Raw genomic sequence first — 24,204 nt, forward strand, 5'->3', positions numbered from 1 at the left:
TTTCAGGTTTTTCTCCGATGCCGCAGCTGGTCGGCATAGACCGCCACGATGATGATCGCCCCGGTCACGACGGTCTGCCATTCGGGGGCGACCGACATCACCCGCAGGCCGTTGGTCAGCACCGCCATGATGAGCGCCCCGATCAGCGTGCCCATGACCGTGCCGCGCCCGCCCGACAGGCTGGTGCCGCCGATCACGACCGCCGCGATCGCCTCGAGCTCGTAGCCGAGGCCGAGCGCGGGCTGGGCGCTGTTCAGGCGGCTCGCGATCAGCAGCCCGGCGATGCCGACGATGCCGCCCGCGAGCGCATAGATCGCCATCTTCCAGGCGTCAGTGTTGACGCCCGAGAGGCGCACCGCCTCTTCGTTCGACCCCAGCGCGAAGGTGTAGCGCCCGAGCACGGTGCGCGACAGGATCCACGCCGTGGCGGCCGCGACGAGGAACAGGATCAGCACCCCGTTCGGGACCGGAAACCCCGGCAGCACCCGCCCGATGAGCGAGCCCTGCGCGATCTGCGTGAAGCCCGGCGTGGCGTTGAAATAGATGGGCTTGGTGCCGGTCACGATCAGCGACAGGCCCTTGAGCACCAGCATCATCCCCAGCGTGGCGATGAAGGGCGGGATCTTCGCCTTGGCGACCAGCGTCCCCGAGATGAGGCCGCAGAGCGCCCCGGTCCCGATCGCGGTCGCGACGCCGAGGATCAGCGGCATCCCGGCCCAGGTCAGCACCACCCCGGTCATCACCGCGCAAAAGGTCATCAGCGTGCCGATCGACAGGTCGATCCCGCCGGTGATGATGATCAGCGTCACCCCGATGGCAAGGACGCCGTTGACCGACGCCGCCTGCAGGATCGACATGATGTTGGCGACTTGGAAGAAATTCGGGCTGGCGAGCGAGAACCCGACCACGAGGACGATGAGGCTCGCGAACGCCAGCAGCTTCTGCTGGGCGCTGCCGCGCAGGCGCGGGGTTGCGGTGGTCGTGGTGGGGGTCATGGGTGCGCCTCCGTCGCAAGGCTCGGGCGCTGCGTGGCCAGCGCCATGATGTCGTGCTGCGTCGCGCCGCCGGGCAGGATGCCGGTCAGCCGCCCCTCGCACATCACCGCGATGCGGTGCGACAGGCGCAGGATCTCGGGCAGTTCGGACGAGATCACGATGATCGCCTTGCCGGCGGCCGCGAGGTCGGCCAGCAGGCGGTAGATCTCGGCCTTGGCGCCGACGTCGATGCCGCGGGTCGGCTCGTCGAAGATCAGGATGTCGCAGTCGCGCAGCAGCCAGCGGGCGATCACCACCTTCTGCTGGTTCCCGCCCGAGAGCAGCCGCACCTCCTGCCGGTCCGAGGGGGTGCGGATCGCCAGCCGGGCGATGTAGTCGCGCGCGATGCGGGCGAGCGCCGGCTCGTCGATGCGGCCCAGCCGGTCGGCGTGGCGCGGCAGGCTGGCGAGCGCGATGTTGGCGCGCACGTCCATGGTGAGCGCAAGGCCGAAGTGCTTGCGGTCCTCGGAGAGATACCCGATCCCCGCCCGCACCGCGTCGCGCGGGCTGGCGATGGCGACGGGGCGGCCGTGGACGAGGATCTCGCCCCCGTCGCGCGGGTCGGCGCCGAAGATGGCGCGCGCGACCTCGGTCCGGCCCGCGCCCATCAGCCCGGCGAGGCCGAGGATCTCGCCCCGCCGCAGCGAGAAGCTGATCGCGTGCAGGTCCGGCGCCCGGGTGATCCCCCGCACCTCGAGCGCGGTCTCTGCGCCCGCGAGGTCGGGGATCGCCAGCGCCTCGTCGCTGAGCGCCCGGCCGACCATCATCTGGATGATCGTGCCGATGGGGGTGTCCCCGGCCGCGACCGTGCCCACGGTTTCGCCGTCGCGCATCACCGTCACCCGGTCGGCGATGCGCTTGATCTCGTCCATCTTGTGGCTGATGTAGATCACCCCCGCGCCTTCGGATTTCAGCCGCCGGATGATGGTGAACAGCTCGTCGATCTCGGCGTCGTTCAGCGCCGCAGTGGGTTCGTCCATGATCAGCACGCGCGAGCGGAAGGACAGCGCCTTGGCGATCTCGACCATCTGCTGGCGGGCGATGGTCAGCTCGCCCACCCGCGCCTCGGGGTCCATGCGCAGGTTCATGGCGGCAAAGATCGCCGCCGTGTCGGCGTTGAGCCGCCCCTCGTCCAGCCGCCCGAAGCTGCGGCGCGGCTCGCGCCCGATCCAGATGTTCTGGGCCACGGTCAGGTCGCGCATCAGCGCGAGTTCCTGGTGGGTGATCCCGATCCCGAGGTCGCGCGCGGCCTTGGGGCTGGGCAGCGTCACGGCCTGCCCGTCGAGCGTCACGGTGCCGCCGTCGGGCTGATAGACGCCCGAAAGCACCTTCATCAGCGTGGATTTGCCGGCGCCGTTCTCGCCCATGAGCGCGTGCACCTCGCCCGCGCGCAGGTCGAAGTCGACGGATCTGAGCGCGTGGACGCCGGGAAAGCGCTTGTCGATGGCGCTCATGCGGACGAGGTCGGTCACGGCCCCACCCCATAGAGGCGCGCCGCGTTGCCGCCCATGATCGCCGCCCGCGCGTCGGGCGTGAGGTCGGCGAGCGCCGCCGCGGTCAGCGCGTGCCAGTCGGCGTAGGGGGCGGCGAGGGTCAGCACCGGCCAGTCGCTGCCCCAGATCAGCCGCTCGGCCCCGAAAAGGGCGACGAGCGCGTGGATCGCGCGCGTCACCTCGGCCCGGTCGGGCAGCTCGGTCATTAGCCCCGACAGCTTGCAGGCGACGTTCGGGCGGCGGGCGAGCGCGGCCATTCCCGCGCGCCAGTCCGCGCCAAAGCCCGGCTGCGGCTTGGCGCCGTGGTCGATGACGATGGGCAGGTCGGGGTGGGCGTCCGCAAAGCGCGCCAGCATGGGCAGGTGCCGCGTCGTCACCAGCGCGTCGAGCACCAGCCCGCGCGCCTTGACCCGCGCCCACACCCCCGGCGCGGGGGCGGTCATCAGCCAGTCTGTGTCGGCGATGTCCTGCAGCATCGGACGCAGCCCGACCAGCCGCGGGTGCGACAGGTCCCCCGGCGCGGTGAGGTCCGTCCAGCCCACGACGCCGAGGATGCGCGGATCGTCGAGGCCCAGCAGATACGCGGTTTCGGCCTCGGTGGGCGCGGCCTGCACCGCGATCACCCGGCCCGCGCCGGGATAGTCGGCGGGGGCGAAATCGCGGCGGATCGGGGCCACCGCCGCGGCGTCGAGCCAGCCATAGTCGCCCCGCGCCACGGCCCAGAAATGCGCATGGGCGTCGATCGGCAGGACGTCGGGCCGCGCGCGCGCCATCAGATCGTCACGCCGCCATCGACCAGCATCGCCTGGCCGGTGACGAAGCGGCTTTCGTCCGACAGCAGATAGACGATCATCGGGGTCATGTCGTCCACGGTGGCGAGCCTGCCCATCGGCTGGCGGGCCACGAAGTCACGCTCGGCCTGCGCCGGGTCGGCGGCGGCGGCGATGCGGCCGCGCAGGCTCGGCGTGTCGACCGTGCCCGGGCACAGCGCGTTGCAGCGGATGCCCTGGCGGACGAAATCCGCCGCGATCGCCTTGGTCAGCCCGATCACCGCCGCCTTCGAGGCGCCATAGACGAGCCGGTTCGGGAAGCCTTTGATCGAGGACGCCATCGACGCCATGTTCAGCACCGACGCGCTGCCCGTCTCGGCCGCGCGCGCGATCATCCCCGGCAGGCAGGCCCGCGTCAGCCGCATCATCGCGGTGACGTTCAGGTCCATGCTGAAGGCCCAGTCCGCGTCGGTCACCTCAAGGATCGTGCCGTGGTGGACGAACCCCGCGCAGTTGAAGAGCCCGTCGAGCGGCCCGACCCGCGCGGCCATCTCGATCAGCGCCGCGGGGTCGGTGACGTCGAGGGCGTGGGTCTCGACCATGAGCCCCTCGAGCAGCGCCGGGTCGCGGTCGGTGGCGATGACGCGGGCGCCCTCGGCCGCGCAGGCGATGGCGGCGGCGCGCCCCATCCCCTGCCCCGCCGCGGTGATCAGGATGGTCTTGTCCTTCAGGCGCATTGCCCCCTCCCGGTCAATTCGCATATGAACAGACTATTCACTTGTGATCTTGTGACGCAAGGTCATTTTGGCGCTTTCCCTTCCGCGGCCCGCGAGGAACCCCCGATGAACCGTCCCGACCCGGACACCCGCTACCGCGCCCCGGCCCTCGACAAGGGTCTGGATATCCTCGAGATTCTGGCCGCCCAGGACGAGGCGATGACGCGGGCCGAGCTGGTCGCCGCGATGGGGCGCAGCGCCTCCGAGATCTACCGGATGCTCGAGCGGCTGGTGGCGCGCGGCTATGTCGCCCGGCTGGGCGGCGGCGACCGCTATGCGCTGACGATGAAGATGTTCCTGCTCGCGCACCGCCATCCGCCACTGCGCCGGCTGGTGGCGCAGGCGCAGCCGCTGATGGACGGCTTCGCGCGCCAGACGCGGCAATCCTGCCACCTCGTCGCGCCCGACCGCGGCATGGGCGTCGTCGTGGCGCAGGCGAGCCCGGTGGACACGTGGGAGTTCCGGGTCCGCATCGGCGCGCCGCTGGACCTGACGCGGACCGGCTCGGGCCTGACGCTGCTGGCCTTTCAGCACCCCGACCGCGCTGCCGACACCCTGTCCCAGTGGGGGGTGGCCGAGGCCGCGGCGGTGCTGGCGCCCCTGCGCGACCACCTCGACGCGATCCGCGCGCAGGGGTGGCGTGAGGCGCCCTCGGCGCAGGTGGTGGGGGTCGTGGACCTCAGCGCGCCGGTGCTGGGGCCGGACGGGGACGCGGCGGCGGTCCTGACCTGCGCCTATGTGCTGCACCCGGGCGACGACGCGCGCACCGACCGCGCCGGCGCGCTGGCGATGCTGCGCGAGACCGCCGCCGCGCTCTCCTTCACGGGTTGATGACGCCCTTGCGCAGCAGGAAATTGCCGTAGGGCCGCGTCTCGGCCGTGCGGATGACGGCGAAGCCGCGGCGGGCGCGGTCGTAGAAGGCGAAGCGCTCGAGCCCCGCGGGCGTCACGCCGAGCGCGGCGAGCTGCGGGGCGGCGGCGGCCAGCACCTCGGGGATGGCGGCGGGATCGCCCACCACCTGCATGGTCAGCACCGGGTCCGGCTCATGCGCGTCGAGCGGCAGGACCGAGAGCACCGCGGAAAGCACCCGCAGCGCGTCCGCCTCGATCCTGAGCGCGGTGCCGGTGACGGTGCCGCGCGCCACCGATTCGGCGGGGAAATTGGCGTCGACGAGGGCGATCTCGTCCCCGTGGCCCATCGCCGCAAGCGCCCGCAGCACCTCGGGCCCCAGCAGCGGATCGATCCCCTTCAGCATGATGGCCCCTCCTCTCGGTGACCGGGGCCGCGTGACCTCCCTGCCCTCTTGCCGCTCAGGCGCCCTCGACCGCGACGCCGCGGATCGAGGGGTCGGCGGCCTGCACCGCTATCAGCAGGCGATGGGCGAAATGGGTGTGGATGTAGCTGGCCTGAAACCGCGTCGGCGCGACGAGATGCAGGCAGCCCTCGCGCAGCCCTGCCTCGGCCAGCCCCGCGAACCACGCCGAGAAGAGCGCAGCGTCCTCGGCCCGCAGCCGTGCGGCGGCGGCGCCCCAGACCCCGCCCTCGGGGGCCGCGTCGGGGCGGCGGAACGGGACCACGGTGCTGTCGGCCGGGGCTGCCGCTTCTGGCGCCTCCCCTGCCCCGGCGCGGGCCACGAAATCCGGCCCGATGTTGTCCCAGACCGGCCGCGTGTCGGCCATGATCCGCGCCCAGTCGAGCGCGAGCTGCGCCACCCGGCCCCGAGTCCCCTGTCGGCGCAGCTGCACCCAGCCCAGGGTACGCAGCCGCGCCATGTCGCGCTTGACCGTCCGCTCGTCCACGCACCAGAGCCGCGCGATCTCGCGCTGGCCCATCGCCAGCTCGTTGCGCTGCCAGTTGTAGCGGGTGGTGATCAGCGCCATGAGCCGCAGCACCAGCCGCTGCCGGTTCGGGTCGCCCGCCAGCGCGAACGCCATCAGCGCCGACAGCGCGTCATACTTGCGGACCGCGGCATCGCGGCCCACGGCACTCGTGCCGGGACGGATCACCTGCATCACTGCTCCCGCCGGTTGACCCGGCTGCCCTTGTGCCCGCGCGACCGACGCGCCCCGACGGCGCCCCGGCAAGCGCGCGGGCTTGCCCTGAGCCGGCGTGATGATCTTGTGCCATCCGCAACGCTTTTCGCCGACCTGTCCGCATTAGCGTTTGCGATCGCGATTCTGTCAAGCCGTTGCGCGGCGGACGGTCGTTGCCGATCCGTCCTCGATCGAAAGAAAGGGTATCATTGGTATAGGGGGACACACTGGGCGTCTTCTGTTCGGGCCGCGATGTCCCCTGATCGGCCCCTGCCCCGCCCGGCGCGTCCCCTGATCGCGGGCGCAGCCCCCGCCCCCGCCGCGGTGCCCGCCCGCCCTGCCCGGCGAGCGTTGCCGGGCCGATTCGCGCAACAGGGGCTGCGATCTGGTAATTCCCCAGGACAGCAAAGCGCATCTTTACCCAAGCTGCAAATTCGGCGTAAATCTGGATCGAGCCATATTTTGCGTCCGGACAGGCAGGCACAAGATGTATACGCACGACGACCTCGCGCAGCTTCAGGCGCAATCCCTCAAGATGCAGGGCTGGATTCGGCGCCAGACCTTCAGCCCGCAGAACGAAAAGACCCTGCGCCGTTTCTCGAGCTGGGAGGTGGCCGAGCTGATCTTCGGCATCAACCAGTCGACCTTCCGGGGGAAGCTCGCCGCCGACCCGAACCTTCCCCTCGGGGAAGTCGAGGAGGACGGCCGCCAGCGCTGGTTCAGCCTCGAGGAGATCAACGAGCTGCGCCGCCGCATCCGCATCGGCCGCCGCTCGCTGCTGCCGCCGCGGCCCGAGGCCAAGCGGGCGCTGCGGGCGGCCATCGCCAACTTCAAGGGCGGCGCGGGGAAATCCACCGTCGCGCTGCACTTCGCCCACGCCGCGGCGCTCGACGGCTATCGCGTGCTGGCGGTGGACTTCGACCCGCAGGCGACGCTCTCGCACAGCATGGGGCTGAACGACGTGGGCGAGGATCACACCGTCTGGGGCATCATGGCCCGCGACCTCGAGCGTGAGACGGACCGGATGAACAGCGCGGCCAAGGGCGCCGAGTCGGGCACCGCCCTGCCCCGGCGCAAGCTGCCGGCCTCGATCCGCGACATGGGTCTGGGCGCGCTGCGGCCCGGCGACTTCATCAAGCCGACCGCCTGGGCCACCATCGACATCATCCCGAGCTGCGCCAACGCCGCCTTCGTCGAGTTCGCGAGCGCCCAGTACCGGCACCTGAACCCGGAATGGACCTTCTTCGGCGCCGTCTCGCGCTTCCTCGACGCGCTGCCGGACGATGCCTACGACCTGATCCTCTTCGACTGCCCGCCGGCCATCGGCTACCAGTCGATGAACGCGGTCTTCGCCGCTGACATGCTCTATATCCCCTCCGGCCCCGGCTACTGGGAATACGACTCGACCACCAGCTTCATCGGCCAGCTGGCCGAGGCGCTGGCCGACCTGTCGCACGGCTTCGCCGACTTCCCCGCGGGGAAGATTTCGCTGCCCAAGGAATTCGCCGACATCCGCTTCCTGATGACCCGCTACGAGCCCTCGAACGAGCTGCACCAGGCGATGTTCAACGCCTTCCGCCAGGTCTTCGGCGACCGGCTGGCGCAGCACCCGATCGAGCTGACCCGCGCGGTCGAGCAGTCCGGCCGCTTCCTCAGCTCGATCTACGAGATCGACTATCGCCAGATGACCCGCGGCACCTGGCGCCGCGCCCGCGCCAGCTTCGACCAGGCCTACGAGGAATTCCGCACCCACGCGCTCGCCGCCTGGGACAAACTGGAGGACGCCGCATGACCCGCAAGCGCCGCATGTTCGACATCGAGCTGCCCGAGGGCGACGACGAAACCTTCCCCGCGGGGAATGTGGCGCCGGCGCGGCGCGGGCCGATGGCGACCGCGATTACCGAGACGGCCGAGTCGAGCCGCGACCGCGCCCGGATCGAGGCGCAGATCCGGGCCGAGAACGACGCGCTCGCCGAAGAGCACGTGCGGCTGAAGCAGGCCGGGCTGATCACCGACCTGATCCCGCTCGACGCGATCGACACCACGCGGCTGATCCGCGACCGCGCGCCGGGGCCGGACCCCGAGCTGGGCGAGCTGGTGGACTCGATCCGCGACATCGGCCTGTCGAACCCGATCCGGGTCGAGAAGGCGGGCGAGGGGCGCTATGAGCTGATTCAGGGCTGGCGCCGCCTGACCGCCTATCGCCAGTTGCTGGAGGAGACCGGCGACGCCGCCCGCTGGGGCACGATCCCGGCCGGGATCGTCGCGCGGGGCGCGGAACTGAGCGAGCTTTACCGCCGGATGGTGGACGAGAACATGGTCCGCAAGGACATCTCGTTCGGCGAGATGGCGCAGCTTGCGCTGCATTACGCGATGGACCCGCTGACCGAAGAGCACGACGCCGACAAGGCCGTGGCGATCCTGTTCCGCTCGGCCGGCTATCAGAAGCGCAGCTACATCCGCAAGTTCATCCCGGTGGTCGAACGCCTGGGCGAGACGCTGCAATTCATCCACGAGATCCCGCGGGCGCTGGGGCTGGCGCTCGCCGACCGCATCGACGAGGTGCCGGGCACGGTCGCGGCGATCAAGGCCGATCTCAAGGGCTGGGACAATCGCTCGGTGAAGGACGAGCTGGACGTGCTGCGCCGCTATGCGGGGCAGGGGGCCTCGGTGCGGGAAGGGCAGGGGGCTGCCGAGCCCGCCGGCCCCGCGCACCCGCCCGTCGCCCCCGAGGCGCGGGCCCGGACGACGTTCCAGCTCACCCGTCCGCAGGGCAAGGCGAAATGCGTGGCCGCCAACGGGCGGCTGGAAATCCGCCTGCCGCGCGACTTCACCGCCATCGACCGGCGGCGGCTCGAGGCGGCCGTGGCGTCGATGCTGGACCAGTTGGAGTGAACCTTCCCCGCGGGGAAAGTGAATTGAAAAAACGTTTTTAATCAATAGGTTACATGTCTACCCAGACGCGCTTTCGAAGGGTCATACCTTCCGAAGCGCTCTCGGGGTCACGCTGAACGGCTGCCGGATCAGGAGAAGATCGGCCCCTGCCGCCCGCATGAGACGGGGCAGGGCGCGCATCCCGCGCCGAACGGTGTGAGCCGCCCGCAGGCCGGAACCCCGCGGGAAGCCCCGACCTACCGCACCACCAACCGCGCCGCGCTGAAATAATCCGCCAGCGCGCGGATCGCGGCGTCGTCGAGCGCCGCGGCCACGGGTTCCATCACCGCGCTGCTGCGCTTGCCCGACCGGAACGCCTTGAGTTGCGTGTCGAGGTACATCGCCGTCTCGCCCGCGAGGTTCGGCGCTTCGGGGATCACGGCGATCCCGTTCGCGCCGTGGCAGGCGACGCAGGCGGGCGGGGCGGGCTGGGCGGCGGGAGCCTCGGCCGTGGCGGTGAAGCCGGCGTAATAGGCGGCCACGTCGGCGATCTGGCGGTCGCTCAGGCCCTTGGCCACCACGCTCATCATCTCGTTCTCGCGCGCGCCGCTGCGGAAGGCGGCGAGCTGGCGGGTCAGGTAGCTGGCGGACTCGCCGCCGATGTTCGGCGCGACCGGGATCACCGCCACCCCGTTCGCCCCGTGGCACGTCCGGCACTGGACGGCGATCCGGCCGCCCGCTGCGGCATCGCCGGGGGCCGCCACCTCGTCAGCCCACCCCCCGCCGACCCACAGGCCGGCGAGGAGGACGGCGACACGCCACGCGGTCATGGCCCGTCGTACGAGATGCGGTAGATGGCCCCGGCCAGGTCATCCGAGACGAGCAGCGAGCCGTCCTTCAGCATCGCCACATCGACCGGACGGCCGAGATACTCGCCCGAGGGCGTCAGCCAGCCCTCGGCGAAGGGCTCGGTCACAGCGGTGCCGTCGGCGGCGATCCGCGTGACCATGACGCGGGCGCCGACCGGCTCGGTGCGGTTCCACGAGCCGTGCTGGGCCGAGAAGATCGCGCCCTTGTAGCTGTCGGGGAACTGGTCGCCGGTATAGAACACCATGCCGAGGTCGGCGGCGTGCGGCGCCATCTCGACCACCGGGGGGACGGCGTCGGCGGGGGGCGTCTCGTCCTGGTACTCGACCGTGCGGACCGTCCCGCCGCCGTACCACGGGAAGCCGAAATTCTGCCCCTGGGCGGTGGCGCGGTTCAGCTCTCCGGGTGGGGTGTCGTCGCCCATGCCGTCGACCTGGTTGTCGGTGAACCACAGCTCGGTCGTGCCGGGGCGGAAGTCCATGCCGACCGAGTTGCGGATGCCGTCCACATAGACCTCGCGCTCGGCCCCGTCCTGGGTCATGCGGACGATGCCGCCGATGCCGTGGCTCTTGAAGACCTCGCGCTTGTCCTTGGGCGGGACGTTGAAGGGCTGACCCAGCGCGACATACAGTCTGCCGTCCGGCCCGATCCGGCAGACCCGGGCGGTGTGGTTGTAGCTTTCCTCGCTGGCGGGGATGAGCGCGCCCTTGGGCACCGCCTCGAAGGCCGCGACGTCCGGGCCCTCATAGAAGAACTCGGCGGCGGGGAACTTGAGGATGCGGTTCTGCTCGGCGATGAACAGCACCCCGTCGGGCGAGAAGCAGGGCCCGTTCGGGATCGAGAACTGCAGCGAGGGGGCGAAATCCTTGACCTCGTCGGCGACGCGATCCTTGTTGCGGTCGGTGACCGCCCAGACCTTTTCCTTGCGGGTGCCGACGAAGGTGACGATGCCCTGCGTGCCCACCGCCATGTGCCGCGCGTCCGGCACGATGGCATAGAGCGAGATCCTGAACCCGTCGGGCAGGGTGATCGCCTCGAGGTTCTTGCGGATTCCGTCGGCGAAGGGGCCGTCCTGCGGGATGGTGGTGAAGGTCGCGCCCGCGGACTGCTGGAAGTTCGAGAGCTTGCCGAGGTTGGCGTCGCCGGCTGTTGGGGCAGGGGCTGGGGCGGCGTTGGCGTCCGGGGCCGCGGGCGCGGTGACGGCCGGCGGGGGGGCTACTGCTGCAGGCGGTGCCGCGGGCGCCGCCGCGGGCGCCGCGGCAGCCTCGGCCGCCGGCTGGGTCGCGGCGGTCGGCGGGGCCTCGACCGGCGGCGGGGCCGTGTCGGGCGGCGGGGCAGGTGGGGTCTCGGCGGTCACCGCCGCGGTCGCGGCGTCGGGCGCGGCGGCGGTGCCCTCGGGCGCGGTGGCGGCGGCGATCGGCGCCGGCGCGGCGCTGGGGGTCGCCCCCGTGCCCTGCGCCGTCGTGTCCGTGGCTGGGGCGGGTGCCGCGGCCGGGGCAGGGGCCGCGGCCGGGGCAGGGGCCGCGGCCGGAGCGGGGGCCGCCGTCTGGCCCGCCGCCGGCAGCGCCGCCGCCAGCGCCAGCGCGGCGGCCGTGCAAAGCAGTCTCGTCATCATGTCCTCCCGGGGGTTGCGCCGGGGGTCACGGGCGGACCCCGGCCGCGGATAAGGGGGACTGCGCCGCGCGCGGCGGCGCAGACGGGTTCACAGATTGCCCTTGGCCATCTCGCCGGCGATGTGCTCGGCCTGCCGGATCGCCAGCGCCACGATGGTCAGCGTCGGGTTCTCGGCCGCGCCGGTGGTGAACTGGCTGCCGTCCGAGACGAACAGGTTGGCGATGTCGTGGCTTTGCCCGTGCCGGTTCACCACCCCGTCGCGGGCGTGTTCCGACATCCGGTTGGTCCCGAGGTTGTGGGTCGAGGGGTAGGGCGGCGTCGGCAGCGTCCGCGTGGCGCCCACCGCCTTGTAGATGGCGATGCCCTTCTCATAGGCGTGCTCGCGCATGGCCACGTCGTTCGGATGGTCGCTGTAGTGCACGTCCGCGACCGGCATCCCGTGGTCGTCCGTGACCTCGGCGTTCAGCGTCACGCGGTTCGTTTCCTGCGGCATGTCCTCGCCCACGATCCACATCCCGGCCATGTTCTCATAGGCGTCGAGCGCGGTGGTGAACGACCGCCCCCAGCCGCCGGGGTCGAGGAACGCGGCCATGAACGGCAGCCCGAGGCTCAGCGTCTCGAGCTCGTAGCCGCCGACGAACCCGCGCGAGGGGTCGTGGCGCGCCTCGTCCTGGATGATCCCGGCCATGGTCGTGCCGCGCCACATCCGCACCGGCTTCTCGAAGATGCCGTAGACCGAGCCGGTGGTGTGGCGCATGTAGTTGCGCCCGACCTGGCCCGAGCTGTTGGCGAGCCCGTCGGGGAACAGGTTCGAGGCGCTGTTGAGCAAGAGCCGCGGGCTTTCGATCGAGTTGCCCGCGACGCAGACCACGCGCGCGCCCTGCCGCTGCTCGGTGCCGTTGGCGTCCTTGTAGACGCCGCCGGTGACCTTGCCGCTGTCGTCATGCTCGATCCGCATGACGTGGCAGCGCTCGCGCACCTCGAGGTTGCCGGTGGCCTCGCCGCGCGGGATGTCGGTATAGGCGGCCGACCACTTGGCGCCCCATTTGCAGCCCTGAAAGCAGAACCCGGTCTGCTGGCAGGCCATCCGGTCGTCGTATTCGACGCTGTTGATCGCCATGCGCCCGGTGTGGACTTCGGTGCAGCCGATGGCGCGGGCGCCTGTCTCGAACACCTTGTAGTTGTTCGACCCCGGCAGGCCGGGGCGGTCGCCGGTGCGGGTGACGCCCAGCTTCGCCTCGGCGCGGTCGTACCAGGGCGCCATCTCGTCGGCGTCGATCGGCCAGTCGAGCAGGTTCGCGCCCGCCACCGCGCCATAGATCGTGCGCGCCTTCCACTCGTGCGGCTGGAAGCGGATCGAGGCGCCGGCCCAGTGGATCGAGGTGCCCCCCACCGCCTTGACGATCCACGCCGGCAGGTTCTTGAAGTCGCGGGCCACGCGCCAGTCGCCGCTGGTCGTGCGCGTGTCGGTCCAGGCGAGCTGGCCGAAGCTGTCCCATTCGTCGTTGATGTAGTCCTCGGGCAGGTAGCGGCCCCCGGCCTCGAGTGCCACGACCTTGACGCCCTTCTGCGCCAGCTCGTTGGCCAGGACGCCGCCCCCGGCGCCGGTGCCGATCACGACCACGACGCTGTCGTCGGCCAGATCGAAACGTGCAGGATTTGCCATGATCCGTCCCCCTTACAGCCAGTCGATGTCGTCGAAGCCGCGGTTGATGTAGCCGCCTTTCGAGTAGCTCTCGCCCTCGTAGCCGAAGAGCGGCCAGACCTCTTTCTGGTTGTAGAGCCCGGTCACCAGCCCCGAGCGGACGGTCTGGAAGAAGTCGCCGCGCTCGATGTCCTGCAGGATGGCGGTGCGGTCGCTCTCCCACCGCGCGGCGGCGTAGGAGGTGAAGCCGCGGCCGCGGGCGGCGGCGTCCAGCGCGGCGATCCCGGCCTCGACCATCTCCGCCTTGGCGGGATCGTCGTAGCCCTTGACCGCGACGGCGTAGAAGCGGTCGGCCAGGCGGTCGTGCGGATAGATGTCGCGCGCCATCTGGATCAGCGTGGCCATGGTCTCGGGCTTGAGCGTCGTGACCTCGACTGCCCAGGCGGCGTCCCGCGCGGTCACGAAGCCCGCGCCGACGATCAGCGTCGTGCCGAAGGCGGCGCCGCGCGCCAGCAGGGCGCGGCGCGTCAGCCCGCGCGGCGCGGGCTCTGCGCCCGCCGCGGCGCCCGCATCCGGCCGGGCGCGTGTCTCGGTGGTCTCCACTGGCTTCCCCCTCCCCCTTGGGTTGCTTTGGAACTGGCCCGGCCGCGCCTCCCCGCGCGGCGGGGCGCTCAGGCGAAGCGGCCCCCCCGTTCGATCACCTCGATCTGGTAGCCGTCGGGGTCCGCGACGAAGAAGAACCGCGCGAAGGGCTGGCCGTCCTTGAGGAACGACTTGATGTCGCGCGGCGCGTGGCCGAGGTCGGCCAGCCGCCGGTGGGCGGCGGGCAGGTCGTCCACGACGAAGGCCACATGGCCGTAGCCGTCGCCCAGGTCATAGGGCTCGGTCCGGTCGGCGTTCACCGTCAGCTCGATCTCGAACCCGGTCTCGGCGTTCGACAGGTAGATGAGCGAGAACCCGTCGAAGCGATGCGTCTCGATCCGGTCCAGCCCGAAGCCGTCGCGGTAGAAGGCGATCGCCCGCGCCTCGTCGAGGACCCGGATCATCATGTGCACGGCCTTGGCCATCTGTCCCCCTTGCGGTTGTGCAGGGGGCCAGTGTGCGGCCTTGGCGGCGGCGGGGGTAGTAGGGGGCTACTACGCCGACTTTCGGTCGAGCTCCGGCGCCCGTGCCAGCAGCGCGGCCGCGGCCCCCATCTCGGCGCGGGTCAGGCAGGCGCAGCGCAGCAGCGAGGTGAAGTTGGTCGCCTCGCCCTGCGACAGCAGCACCTCGTCGTGCAGGCGCGAGATGAAGGCCGGGGTGGTCAGCCCTTCCTCGGCCGCGATCTGGTCGAGGATCTTCCAGAACGCGCGCTCGAGCCGGATCGAGGTCGACTGCCCGTTCAGCCGCAGCCGCCGGGTCAGCGGCTGGTAGCGGCTCATGTCCTGATGGGCGAACATTCGGCACATGGCGGGGTTCCTTACGCCTGACCCCGACGATGCGGCGCAGGGGGCCGGTCTGTCAAGGAAGGCGGGGGAGGGGGGGCCTCACCCCACCGCGATCAGATGGTTGTCCCACGCCAGCTCGTGCCGGGCGCGCAGGCGCAGGCCGTCGGGGTCGGCGGTCCACACGGCGCCGGCGCCGTCGGTCAGGGTGAAGGCCGCGTCCGGGGCGGGGGCCGCGCCGCACAGATCGGCGCGGCGCAGCGTCGCCAGATGCGCGCCCGCCGCGTCGTGGATCAACGCCACCCCGCCGCGCGGCGAGGTGACCGCGATCAGCCCGGCGTTGGCCGCGATCGAGCCGGCGTAGCCCTGCATCGCCAGCGCCTCGGCCTCGGGCGCGGGGCAGAGGGTCAGCCCGTCGCCCTGCGCCAGCCCGAGCAGCGGCACCGGCTCGGTCGCCTCGCCCTGCCACTGCATCGCGAAGGCCACGCCCGCGCCGGTCAGCGCGAGGTGGCGGATCGAGTTCCGCGCCAGCTCGGGCGCCAGCTCGTGGCGCGAGAGCAGCGCGCCCTCGGCGTCCAGCACGGCGAGGTTCGCGCGCATCGTGTCGAGGTTCAGCGGCGTGCGGTCCTCGGGGTCGGTGGCGATGCCGCCGTTCGCCACCACCAGCGTGCCGTCGGGACGCACGCGCAGCTCATGCGGGCCGATCCCGGCCGAGTCCCACTCGCCCAGCCGGCGATAGTCGCGGCTGTCCCAGATGCCGACCCGGCCGGCCGAGCCCTCGGCCACCACCTCGGAGGTATAGAGCCGCGTCCCGTCCGGCGAGAAGGCGCCGTGGCCGTTGAACTGGCGGCCTTCGGGCGGGGCAAGGCGGCGGATCACCGCGCCGGTGCGGCAGTCGAGCGCCACGCCGAAGACGCCGGGGCGGCGGGCAAAGGCGACCGCCTCGGCGCGCTCGGGGTGGATGGCGGCGGCGTGGCCGCGGCCGGGCAGGGGCACCGCAAAGGTCAGCGCGCCATCGGCGGCGATGCCGTGCAGGGCGTGGCTGCCGTCCGGGTGGCGGGCAGCGGCGACCCAGGCGGGGGCGCCGACCGTGGCCCAGCCGCGGGCCGGCAGCAGCAGGGCAGCGGCCAGCCCCTTGAGCAGCGTGCGGCGGTCGCTCATCAGTCGCCGTCCTGGGCGTTGAACCCGGCCGAGACGCCGAGCGCCGGGCCGATCTCGGCCTCGACCGCGGCGCGTGCGGCGGTGACGGCCTGCTGCAGGATCTCGACCTTGAGCCTCCCCTGAGGGTCGGCCACCCCGGCGAAGACCGGGTCGTCCAGTCCCTCGGCCAGCGCCAGCGCGCGGTCAAAGGCGGCCTGCGTCTGCGGCGCGGGGCTATGCAGTGCCAGCGCGAGGTCGCGCATCCCGCCGAGCGACTGCGCCACGTTCCGCAGGCTGCGGCCGGCGGCGGCGGCCTCGGCGCGCTCGGGGCGGGGCTTGTCGAAACTGCCGAGCGGGCGGCCGAGCCGCGTCGTCTCGAGGGTCGTGAGCCCGGTGACGAGTTGCGTGAACAGCGCCTGCCGCGCCTCGGTCTCGGTCAGATAGGTGGTGTTGGCGCCGCCCGGCGCGGTCAGCAGCGCCGCCTGCGCCGGCCAGTCGGCGGCGATCTCGGCCGCGATCCGGGCGAGGTCGGCGGCGGTGGCGCGGGTCAGGCGGCAGACATCGGCCTCGGACCCCGTGAGTGCCGAGGGGTAGAGCAGCCGCTCAAGCCCCGAGAGCCCGCGCATGGCGACCGACAGCTGGGCGAAGTCCGCGGGCCGGTCGGCGACCGCCGCGCCATCGGCCAGCACCGCCTGCTGCGCCCGCAGGCCCGAGGCCTTGGGGTCGGGCCAGAAGGCCATCGCGAGCCCGCGCCCGTCGCGTTCCACCGCGCCGAGCCGCAGGAAGTCGATGCGCGCCCAGGCGTCCCAGGCGTCCTGATAGTCCGGGCGCAGCGCCTCGGGCGCGCAGTCGCGGGCCGCGGCCTCGGCCAGCGCCGCGGTGCGGTCCGCGAGCGTTTCGTAGGCCGGGGCGATCACCGCGACGGCCTCGGCCACGTCGGCGGTGGCGGGGTGGGCGAGGGGCGCGGCGAGCATCCCCAGCGCCAGCGTCAGAGCGATGCGAGCCATGCGATCAGCGCCTCCCTCTCCTTGGTGGGCAGCGCCACCACGGCGTCGCGGGCGGGCTGCGCCTCGCCGCCGTGCCACAGCACCGCCTCGATCAGCGACCGCGCGCGGCCGTCGTGCAGATAGCTTTCCACCCCGGTCACCTTGCCGTTGAGCGCGATCCCCCACAAGGGCGCGGTCCGCCACTCGCGCCCGTCGGCGCGGGCCTCGGGGCGGTGGTCGGCCAGCCCCTCGCCCATGTCGTGCAGCAGCAGGTCCGAATAGGGCCAGATGAGCTGGAAGCTCTGCTCGGGCCGGTCGGCCAGGCGGTGGGTCACGAACTTGGGCCGGTGGCAGGACGTGCAGCCGATGGCATAGGCGATTTCCTTGCCGCGCAGCACCTGCGGGTCGGCGGCGTTGCGGCGTTCCGGCACGGCGAGGTTGCGCGAGTAGAAGGTCACGAGGTCGAGGCTCGGCCCGTCCACCTCGAGCCCGTCGCGGACCCCCGGTTCCTGCCCCGCGGGGGCGGCGCGGCAGTCGGGCTGCGCCTCGGTGCACTCGCCCGCGGGGTCGGGGAACAGCGGGTTCGACAGCCCCATGTCGCCGGCAAAGGCGCTGGCCGACTGTTCGCGGATCGTGGCGTTGCCCGCCTTGTGGCCGAAGCGGCCCAGCATCGGGCGGTCGAACTCGGACGACCAGACGATCTGCGCCCGCCCCGAGATGCCGTCGCCGTCCGCGTCGTCCTCGTCCGCGGCGGCGACGATGTCGGCGACCGGGATCGCCTCGATCAGCCCCAGCCCGATCATCTGCGGCGCGACGCGGGGCGAGGTCTGCAGCGCCGGATGCGGCGGCCCGTAGGCGGGCGCCTCGACCGCATAGGTAGGCGCGCGGAGGTTGACGACCGTGCCGTCGGCCAGCGTCACCGGTTGCTCGGTCCAGCGCACCCCCATCCGCGCCTCGGCCAGATAGCCTTCGAGCGCGAGGTCCTGAAGCTGCCCGCCATAGACCGGGTCGGGCCGGGTCGGGTGATAGCCGGGGATCTCGGGCCGCCCCGGCCCGCCGGGGACCGAGAGCCGCAGGAAGGCCGACACGCGGCTGTCCTCGGGGCCGTCCGGCGTATGCCCGCGGCCGTCCTTGATGTGGCAGTTCTGGCAGGCCCGCGCGTTGAAGAGCGGCCCCAGCCCGTCGCTGCCCCGCGTCGAGGACGGCGCCCCGACCCAGAGCTTGCGGAAGATGCCGTTGCCGATCTTGAAGTCCATCTCGCGTTCGACCGCCATGTTGGGCGAGAACTGCGAGAAGGCGTCGGCGGTGGGGATCAGCCGGGTGGTGGCGGCGCCCGCGGGCTTCGTCTCGAACGGCTCGGGGGCGGTGAAATCGGCGGGCGGGGCGAGGACGCCCGCGATCCGCGCCGTCTCGGCCGCGGTGCGGGGGATGATCGAGAGATGCGGCTCGGTCCGCCAGTCGCGCGTGGCGGCGGCGGGGTCGGCGGCGGGGGTGGTGTCGGGGGCGACCGGCACGGCGCGCACCGCGTCGGACGGCGTCTCGGCCCAGGCCGCCGTGGCGAGGCCGAGGGCGCAGAGGGCAATGAGGGGGCGCGGGATCATCGGGGCCTGCGGGGTGTGTCAGGGGAACGGCGCCGGCCGCGCGGGGCGGCCGGGGCAGGGGGTTCAGGCGGCCGGGTCGGGACGGGCCGCCGACCCGCCCCGGCCGCGGCTCACTGGAACACCGCGTCGGGGTTGTCGAGGCTGTCCGACCCCTCGAACGCGATCTTGTCGAGCCCCAGCGCCGCCACCGCCCGCTCGATCGAGCGGGTCTGCGCGACCAGCGCATCGACCCCCGCGGTGATCGCCGCGGCACCCTCGGCATTGCCGGGGGCGAGCATCTGGTCATAGGCCATCCCCGCCTCGGCCTTGTCGCGCAAGGCGCCGAGCGCCGTCATCGTCGTGTCGAGATCGCGCCGCAGCGCCTCATCCACGCCCGCATCCCGCGCCGCGACGAGCGCCGAGAGCGACGGCCCCTCGACCACGCTGCCGTCCGGGCGGGCGTAGCGGCCGAGATAGACGTTCTGGATGCCGAGGCCGTCGTAATAGTGGCTCATGTGGGTCTGGTCCGAGAAGCAGTCGTGCTCTTCCTCGGGGTCGTTCAGCATCAGGCCGAGCCGCATCCGCTCACCCGCCTGCTCGCCATAGCTGAGGCTGCCCATGCCGGTCAGCATGGCGTTGAGCCCCGCCTGCGGGTTCGCCGTCACCGCCGCGCGCGCCGCGCCGCCCTTGGCCCAGTTCCCGGCCATCTCACCGAGGTCGCTCACCAGCAGCTCGGTCGCCGCGGTCAGATAGGCCGCGCGCCGGTCGCAATTGCCGCCGGTGCAGCCCGCGCCTTGCACGTAGTCGGTGAAGGGCCGCGCGCCCGCCCCCGGCCCGGTGCCGTTCAGGTCCTGCCCCCAGAGCAGGAACTCGATCGCGTGATAGCCCGAGGCGACGTTCGCCTCGATCCCGCCGGCCTCGTGCAGGGCGCGGATCGTGTCGGGGGTGATGGTCGTGGCGTCGAGCGTCTGGGCGCCGAGCTGCAGCGTCGGGTTGGCGATGACGTTGAGCTGCGCCAGCTCGTTGTCCTCGGCCGCCGGAGTGCCCGCGGCGACGTAGTCGATCAGCCCCTCGTCCAGCGGCCAGGCGTTCACCCGCCCCTCCCAGTCGTCGACGATGGGGTTGCCGAAGCGGAAGGCCTCGGTCTGCTGATAGGGCGCGCGGGCGGCGATCCAGGCGCGGCGCGCGGCGTCGAGCGTCTCGGCCGAGGGTGCCGCGACGAGCGCGGCCACCGCCGATTGCAGCGCCCGCGCGGTCGTGAGGCTGTCGCCATAGGCCGCCGCGGCGATGTCGGCATAGGTCGAGACGACCCCATCGGGCGTGGGCGCCGGCGCCGCGGCGTGGCCGGCCTGCGCGCCGAGGGCCAGCGCCAGCGCGAGGAAAGAGGGGGTCAGCCGCATCGGCGAGGCTCCGTTTCGTGGGTTACTTGGTGAGGATCAGCTTGCCGGCGCGGGTGATCCGCAGCGTGTAGATCTGCCCGTCGAGCGCGATCTGCGCGAGATGCCCGCCCTCGGTCAGCGCGGTCGCATCGTGCAGCGGCACAGTGGGCAAGACGGGCATGGCGACGCGGTCGCTGCCGCGGAAGCTCAGGTCGTTCATGAGGCGCCCCTAAGGTGACTACTTTGGTCGGCTAATATGCCTGAGTCATTGCGTCAGGAGTGGGCGGTGTCAAGGGGGGGGTGTGGGTGGGTTGATGAGGGGGCTAACGAGAAAGTGCTGCGCGCTTCTACCGCGCGGGCGGGGGCGCCAGGCGGCACCTCTAACGTCCAGTCGCTATCCCGCCAGCACCGACCATCACCCCCCCATCCGGATCGCCAGCGCCGCCTCGATGGCGAGGGGGGCGATGCGGGCAGCGAAGTCCTTGGGCGACCACTCCGACAGCGAGGCGGCGACGTGGACGGCGCCCCAGGGGCGTCCGTCGCGCCCGGTGAGCGCCACGCCGAGGGCGATCTCGCCGATCTGGATCTGGTGGAGTGCCAGCGAATAGCCGCGCGCGCGCGTCTCGGCCACGCGGTCGCGGATCTCGGCCGGGTCGGTCAGGGTGCGGGCGGTGATCTTGTGATAGGGCGCGCGGGCCAGGATGTCGTCGACCTCGGCCTCGGGCAGCGCCGCCAGCACCGCCCACCCGCCCGAGGTGCACCAGACGGGCACGCTGTGGCCGACCAGCGTGGCGAACCACGTCTCGCGCTTGGACTGCTGGCGCAGCGCATAGATCATCCGCAGGTCGTCGTGCAGCGACAGGTCCACGCGCTCGCGCACATTGCGGCGAAGCTCGATCAGCACGCCGCTGGCCTGGGCGATCCACGGGTGCAGCCGCAGCTGCCCGTAGGCGAGGTCGAGCACCCGCGGGCCGGGCAGGAAGCCGGTCCCGCCTTCGGCCTGGATCAGATAGCCCAGCGATCGCAGCGTGTGGACCACGCGCTGCGCCGCGGATCGGTTCATGCCGGTCGCGGCCGCGATCTCGGACAGCGACATCGGCCCGGCGGCCCCGGCGAAGCTTTCCAGCACACGCATCGTGCGGGCTGCCGACTGGATGAACAGCCGGTCGCCCTCGGCGCCGGCCTCGGTCGCACCGAGGGTTGAGGCGGGCAGGTTGGTGCTTGACTCGTGGTCGTGGGGCTCCATAGGCTGATCATGCAATGCAATCGTATCGACAGGCAATACACCTTGCCGCGGGGAGGACATGAGCCGCAAGCGCGTCGCCTTTGCCGGGTTCGTTCATGAGAGCAACAGCTTTGCCCCGACTCCGGCGGGCCTCGAGGCGTTCCGCCACGGCGGCGGCTACCTGCCCCTGTCGCGTGGCCCGGCCCTGCTGGCGGCCGACCGCGGGTTGAACCTGCCGATCTCGGGGGCACTCGCCCATGCCGATGCGGTGGGCTGGCAGGTGGTGCCGGTCCTCTACGCCGGGGCGGTCCCCTCGGCCCCCGTCACCGCCGAGGCCTATGACCGGATCACCGCCGAGATCGTGGACGGCATCGCCGCCGCGCTGCCGCTGGACGGGGTGTTCCTGGACCTGCACGGGGCCATGGTGGCCGCGCATGAAGAGGACGGCGAGGGCGCGCTGCTGGACCGGGTCCGCGCCGTGGTCGGCCCCGGGGTGCCGGTGGTGGCGGCGCTCGACCTGCATGGCAACGTCTCGGCCCGGATGGTGGCGGCCGCCGACCTGCTCGAGGGGTTCCGCACCTATCCCCACGTGGTCATGAACGACACCGGCCGTCGGGCCGCCGCGCAGCTCGACCGGCTGATGGGCGGGGCGCGCGACCACAAGGCGTTCCGGCAGCTCGATTTCCTCATCCCCATCGCCTGGCAGTCCACCCTGGGCCAGCCGGGCGGGCGGCTCTACGACCTCGCCGCGCGGCCGCGCGCGGGGGTGGCGTCGCTGTCGCTCTTCATGGGCTTCCCGGCCGCCGACATCGCCGATTGCGGCCCCTCGGTCGTGGCATACGGGCCCGACGCGGCGGCGGTGCAGGCCGCCTGCGACGAGGTCGCCGCCGCCGTGGCCGCCGCCGAGGCGGAGTTCGCCGGCGAGGCGCTGGCCCCCGAGGAGGCCGTGCGCCGCGCCATGACGCTGGCGCAGGGCGCCGCGCGGCCGGTCGTCATCGCCGATACGCAGGACAACCCCGGCGCGGGCGGGGACAGCGACACGACCGGGATGCTGGCCGCGCTCATCGCCTGCGGGGCGGAGCGGGCCGCGATCGGGCTGATCGTCGATGCCGCCGCGGCCGCGGCCGCCCATGCGGCGGGCGAGGGGGCGACGCTGGACCTGACCCTCGGCGGCCGCTCGGGCACGCCGGGCGACGCGCCCTACGCCGGGCGGTTCACGGTCGAGCGTCTGTCGGACGGCCTCTGCCATGCGACGGGCCCCTTCTATGGCGGGGCCACGCTCGAGCTGGGGCCCTCGGCCAGTCTGCGCGCGGTGGAGGCGACGGGGGTGCGGGTGGTGCTGACCTCGGCCAAGACCCAGATGGCCGACCGCGAGATGTTCCGCTTCGTCGGCATCGCGCCCGAGGATCAGGCGATCCTCGTGGTGAAGAGCTCGGCCCATTTCCGCGCCGACTTCCAGCCCATCGCAGAGGCGCTGCTGACCGCCGTCGCGCCCGGCCCGATGCCGCTGTCGCCCGCCTCTCTGTCCTTCACCCGGCTGCGGCCCGGTCTGCGGCTGGCGCCGCGTCCCGCCGCGGACGACGCTGCTGCCGCCACCGCCCCCGCCGCGGCAGCCGCGCCGCCCTAGCCTGCCCGTTTCACCTGCGCCAATGGCACCAAGACCGGCCGCGCCCCCCAGCAAGGAGACCGACCGACCATGTTCCACTTTCGCCTGACCACCCGGCTTGCCGCCGGGTTGCTTGCCGCCACCGCGCTTTCGGGCGCGGCCTGGGCCGAGACCACCCTCACCGCGGTGATGCACTCGGGCCTTCGCGTGCTCGACCCGGTGATGACCACCGCGCACATCACCCGCGACCATGCCTACATGATCTATGACGTGCTGATCGCGCAGGACGACAAGTTCCAGCCGCAGCCGCAGATGGCCGACTGGACCGTCTCGGACGACAAGCTGACCTACACCTTCACCCTGCGCGACGGGCTCAAGTTCCACGACGGCGCGCCGGTGACGGCGGCGGACGCGGTGGCCTCGCTCGAACGCTGGGCCAAGAAGGATGCCGGCGGCCAGATCATCATGGACAAGACCGCGAGCCTGACCGCCACCGACGACAAGACCATCACCTGGACGCTGAAAGAGCCGTTCGTGCCGATGCTCGACGTGCTGTCCAAGCAGTCCGCCCTGCCGCCCTTCATCATGCCGGCGCGGGTCGCGGCGACCTCGGTCGACGAGAACATCACCGATTATACCGGCTCCGGCCCGTTCCGCTTCGTCGAGGCCGAGTTCCAGCCCGGCGTCAGCGTCACCTATGAGAAGAACCCCGACTACGTGCCGCGCAGCGAGCCGGCCAACTGGATGGCGGGCGGCAAGACGGTCAAGGTGGACAAGGTGAAGTGGATCACCATGCCCGACGTCCAGACCGCCGCGAATGCGCTGATGTCGGGCGAGATCGACTATATCGAGCAGATGCAGGTGGACCTGCTGCCGCTGCTCGAGGGGGACGACAACGTCAAGGTCGAGGTGCGCGAGCCGACCGGGATGCAGACCATGGTGCGGATGAACTTTCTGCACCCGCCCTTCGACAACCCCAAGGTCCGGCAGGCCGCGCTCAAGGCGATCAGCCAGGAGCCGGTGCTGGCGGCGATGATCGGCAACCCCCAGTACTACCAGATCTGCGGCGCGGTGCTGGGCTGCGGGACGCCGCTCGGCAGCGAGACGGGCGCCGACAGCCTGACCAAGGGCGGCGGGATCGAGGAGGCCAAGACGCTGCTCAAGGACTCCGGCTATGACGGCACGCCGGTCGTCATCATGCAGCCGACCGACATGGTCGCGCTGCAGGCCCAGCCGGTGGTCATCGCCCAGATGCTGCGCGACGCGGGCTTCACGGTCGAGCTGCAGCCGATGGACTGGCAGACGCTGGTGACCCGCCGCGCCAGCCAGGCCGCGCCCGCCGAGGGCGGCTGGAACATGTTCATCACCAACTGGATGGTGCCGGAAATCTCGAATCCGCTGGGCAACCCGATGCTGAACGGGCGCGGCAACGAGGCGTGGTTCGGCTGGCCGACCGACGAGGCCGCCGAGACGCTCAAGACCGAGTTCATCGCCGCCCAGACCCCGGAAGAGCAGAAGGCGGTGGCCGAGAAGGTCCAGACCCACGCGCTCGACAACGTGCTGCTGGTGCCGCTGGGGCAGTACACGCTGCCGCAGGCGCGGCGGGCGAACATCCAGAACATGATCGGCTCGCCCGTCCCGGTGTTCTGGAACATCGAGAAGACCGACGGCTGACCGCTGCCGGGGGGCGGGCCGCAGCCGGTCCGCCCCCCGATCTGCCTCGCCCCCGACCTGCGTACCCCGCCCTGCTTTTCCCCG

General features: G+C 72.1%; 23 protein-coding genes. 5 read left to right on the forward strand and 18 right to left on the reverse strand.

Annotation, left to right across the window (positions count from 1 at the left end):
• Positions 1 to 2: 2 nt before the first annotated feature.
• The 4 genes from BLW17_RS13145 to BLW17_RS13160 are packed head-to-tail and all read right to left on the reverse strand — an operon-like array spanning position 3 to position 4,034.
• Positions 3 to 995 carry an ABC transporter permease gene (locus BLW17_RS13145; protein WP_036734614.1) on the reverse strand — a complete coding sequence of 331 codons (993 nt, stop codon included), beginning with the start codon at positions 993 to 995 and terminating at the stop codon, positions 3 to 5.
• Positions 992 to 2,506: a sugar ABC transporter ATP-binding protein gene (locus tag BLW17_RS13150; protein WP_197055289.1), complete on the reverse strand. Its 1,515-nt coding sequence runs from the start codon at positions 2,504 to 2,506 to the stop codon at positions 992 to 994. The genes BLW17_RS13145 and BLW17_RS13150 overlap by 4 nt, the downstream gene beginning before the upstream one ends.
• Positions 2,503 to 3,300 (reverse strand): amidohydrolase family protein, encoded by a 798-nt coding sequence (locus tag BLW17_RS13155; protein ID WP_036734620.1) that lies wholly within the window; start codon positions 3,298 to 3,300, stop codon positions 2,503 to 2,505. The genes BLW17_RS13150 and BLW17_RS13155 overlap by 4 nt, the downstream gene beginning before the upstream one ends.
• On the reverse strand, positions 3,300 to 4,034 hold the full coding sequence (locus BLW17_RS13160; protein WP_036734622.1) for an SDR family oxidoreductase: 735 nt from the start codon (positions 4,032 to 4,034) through the stop codon (positions 3,300 to 3,302). The genes BLW17_RS13155 and BLW17_RS13160 overlap by 1 nt, the downstream gene beginning before the upstream one ends.
• A 105-nt stretch (positions 4,035 to 4,139) precedes the next feature.
• Between BLW17_RS13160 and BLW17_RS13165 the strand changes: the two genes are divergently transcribed.
• Positions 4,140 to 4,904: an IclR family transcriptional regulator gene (locus BLW17_RS13165; RefSeq protein WP_036734624.1), complete on the forward strand. Its 765-nt coding sequence runs from the start codon at positions 4,140 to 4,142 to the stop codon at positions 4,902 to 4,904.
• Here the strand turns inward: BLW17_RS13165 and BLW17_RS13170 are convergent.
• Both BLW17_RS13170 and BLW17_RS13175 read right to left on the reverse strand, forming a co-directional pair.
• Positions 4,894 to 5,328 carry an RbsD/FucU family protein gene (locus BLW17_RS13170; RefSeq protein WP_036734629.1) on the reverse strand — a complete coding sequence of 145 codons (435 nt, stop codon included), beginning with the start codon at positions 5,326 to 5,328 and terminating at the stop codon, positions 4,894 to 4,896. The two genes, BLW17_RS13165 and BLW17_RS13170, sit on opposite strands and share 11 nt — an antisense overlap.
• A gap of 55 nt (positions 5,329 to 5,383) precedes the next feature.
• Positions 5,384 to 6,085 (reverse strand): DnaA N-terminal domain-containing protein, encoded by a 702-nt coding sequence (locus tag BLW17_RS13175; RefSeq protein WP_036734632.1) that lies wholly within the window; start codon positions 6,083 to 6,085, stop codon positions 5,384 to 5,386.
• Positions 6,086 to 6,593: 508 nt separating this feature from the next.
• Between BLW17_RS13175 and BLW17_RS13180 the strand changes: the two genes are divergently transcribed.
• A complete protein-coding gene (locus tag BLW17_RS13180; protein WP_036736649.1) occupies positions 6,594 to 7,898 on the forward strand; it encodes an AAA family ATPase in 1,305 nt (434 codons plus the stop codon).
• Positions 7,895 to 9,001 (forward strand): ParB/RepB/Spo0J family partition protein, encoded by a 1,107-nt coding sequence (locus BLW17_RS13185; RefSeq protein WP_036736652.1) that lies wholly within the window; start codon positions 7,895 to 7,897, stop codon positions 8,999 to 9,001. The genes BLW17_RS13180 and BLW17_RS13185 overlap by 4 nt, the downstream gene beginning before the upstream one ends.
• A 236-nt stretch (positions 9,002 to 9,237) precedes the next feature.
• Here BLW17_RS13185 and BLW17_RS13190 read toward each other — a convergent pair whose 3' ends face one another.
• The 12 genes from BLW17_RS13190 to BLW17_RS13245 form a co-directional block, all read right to left on the reverse strand.
• Positions 9,238 to 9,810, reverse strand: coding sequence for a c-type cytochrome (locus BLW17_RS13190; RefSeq protein ID WP_036736655.1), 573 nt, complete (start codon positions 9,808 to 9,810; stop codon positions 9,238 to 9,240).
• On the reverse strand, positions 9,807 to 10,928 hold the full coding sequence (locus tag BLW17_RS13195) for a PQQ-dependent sugar dehydrogenase (RefSeq protein ID WP_197055314.1): 1,122 nt from the start codon (positions 10,926 to 10,928) through the stop codon (positions 9,807 to 9,809). Before BLW17_RS13195 ends, BLW17_RS13190 begins: the two co-directional genes overlap by 4 nt.
• 621 nt (positions 10,929 to 11,549) lie before the next feature.
• A complete protein-coding gene (locus tag BLW17_RS13200) occupies positions 11,550 to 13,127 on the reverse strand; it encodes a GMC family oxidoreductase (RefSeq protein WP_036736866.1) in 1,578 nt (525 codons plus the stop codon).
• Between the two features lie 12 nt (positions 13,128 to 13,139).
• On the reverse strand, positions 13,140 to 13,637 hold the full coding sequence (locus BLW17_RS13205) for a twin-arginine translocation pathway signal (RefSeq protein WP_036736868.1): 498 nt from the start codon (positions 13,635 to 13,637) through the stop codon (positions 13,140 to 13,142).
• A 140-nt stretch (positions 13,638 to 13,777) separates the two neighbouring features.
• Complete coding sequence (locus BLW17_RS13210) at positions 13,778 to 14,173, reverse strand: VOC family protein (RefSeq protein ID WP_036736865.1); 396 nt, start codon at positions 14,171 to 14,173, stop codon at positions 13,778 to 13,780.
• A gap of 69 nt (positions 14,174 to 14,242) precedes the next feature.
• The gene (locus BLW17_RS13215) at positions 14,243 to 14,554 is read right to left on the reverse strand and encodes a ribbon-helix-helix domain-containing protein (protein ID WP_036736864.1); all 312 of its coding nucleotides are present in this window, start codon (positions 14,552 to 14,554) and stop codon (positions 14,243 to 14,245) included.
• 78 nt (positions 14,555 to 14,632) lie between these two features.
• Entirely contained in the window at positions 14,633 to 15,691 is a 1,059-nt protein-coding gene (locus BLW17_RS13220; protein ID WP_074826811.1) for a DUF1513 domain-containing protein, read from the reverse strand.
• Positions 15,691 to 16,677 (reverse strand): imelysin family protein, encoded by a 987-nt coding sequence (locus BLW17_RS13225; RefSeq protein ID WP_074826814.1) that lies wholly within the window; start codon positions 16,675 to 16,677, stop codon positions 15,691 to 15,693. The genes BLW17_RS13220 and BLW17_RS13225 overlap by 1 nt, the downstream gene beginning before the upstream one ends.
• Positions 16,659 to 18,257, reverse strand: a complete 1,599-nt coding sequence (locus BLW17_RS13230) for a di-heme oxidoreductase family protein (protein ID WP_083388377.1) — start codon at positions 18,255 to 18,257, stop codon at positions 16,659 to 16,661. The genes BLW17_RS13225 and BLW17_RS13230 overlap by 19 nt, the downstream gene beginning before the upstream one ends.
• A 110-nt stretch (positions 18,258 to 18,367) precedes the next feature.
• A complete protein-coding gene (locus tag BLW17_RS13235) occupies positions 18,368 to 19,636 on the reverse strand; it encodes an imelysin family protein (protein ID WP_036737056.1) in 1,269 nt (422 codons plus the stop codon).
• 22 nt (positions 19,637 to 19,658) lie between these two features.
• The gene (hemP, locus tag BLW17_RS13240; protein WP_074826909.1) at positions 19,659 to 19,796 is read right to left on the reverse strand and encodes a hemin uptake protein HemP; all 138 of its coding nucleotides are present in this window, start codon (positions 19,794 to 19,796) and stop codon (positions 19,659 to 19,661) included.
• A 234-nt stretch (positions 19,797 to 20,030) separates the two neighbouring features.
• Positions 20,031 to 20,861, reverse strand: coding sequence for an IclR family transcriptional regulator (locus tag BLW17_RS13245; protein WP_081969247.1), 831 nt, complete (start codon positions 20,859 to 20,861; stop codon positions 20,031 to 20,033).
• A 58-nt stretch (positions 20,862 to 20,919) separates the two neighbouring features.
• Here BLW17_RS13245 and BLW17_RS13250 point away from each other — a divergent pair, with 58 nt between their 5' ends.
• Complete coding sequence (locus tag BLW17_RS13250; protein ID WP_052176611.1) at positions 20,920 to 22,467, forward strand: M81 family metallopeptidase; 1,548 nt, start codon at positions 20,920 to 20,922, stop codon at positions 22,465 to 22,467.
• Positions 22,468 to 22,536: 69 nt separating this feature from the next.
• Positions 22,537 to 24,120 carry an ABC transporter substrate-binding protein gene (locus BLW17_RS13255; RefSeq protein WP_036736175.1) on the forward strand — a complete coding sequence of 528 codons (1,584 nt, stop codon included), beginning with the start codon at positions 22,537 to 22,539 and terminating at the stop codon, positions 24,118 to 24,120.
• Positions 24,121 to 24,204 lie beyond the last annotated feature (84 nt).

The organism is Paracoccus sanguinis, assembly GCF_900106665.1.
GTDB lineage: Bacteria > Pseudomonadota > Alphaproteobacteria > Rhodobacterales > Rhodobacteraceae > Paracoccus > Paracoccus panacisoli.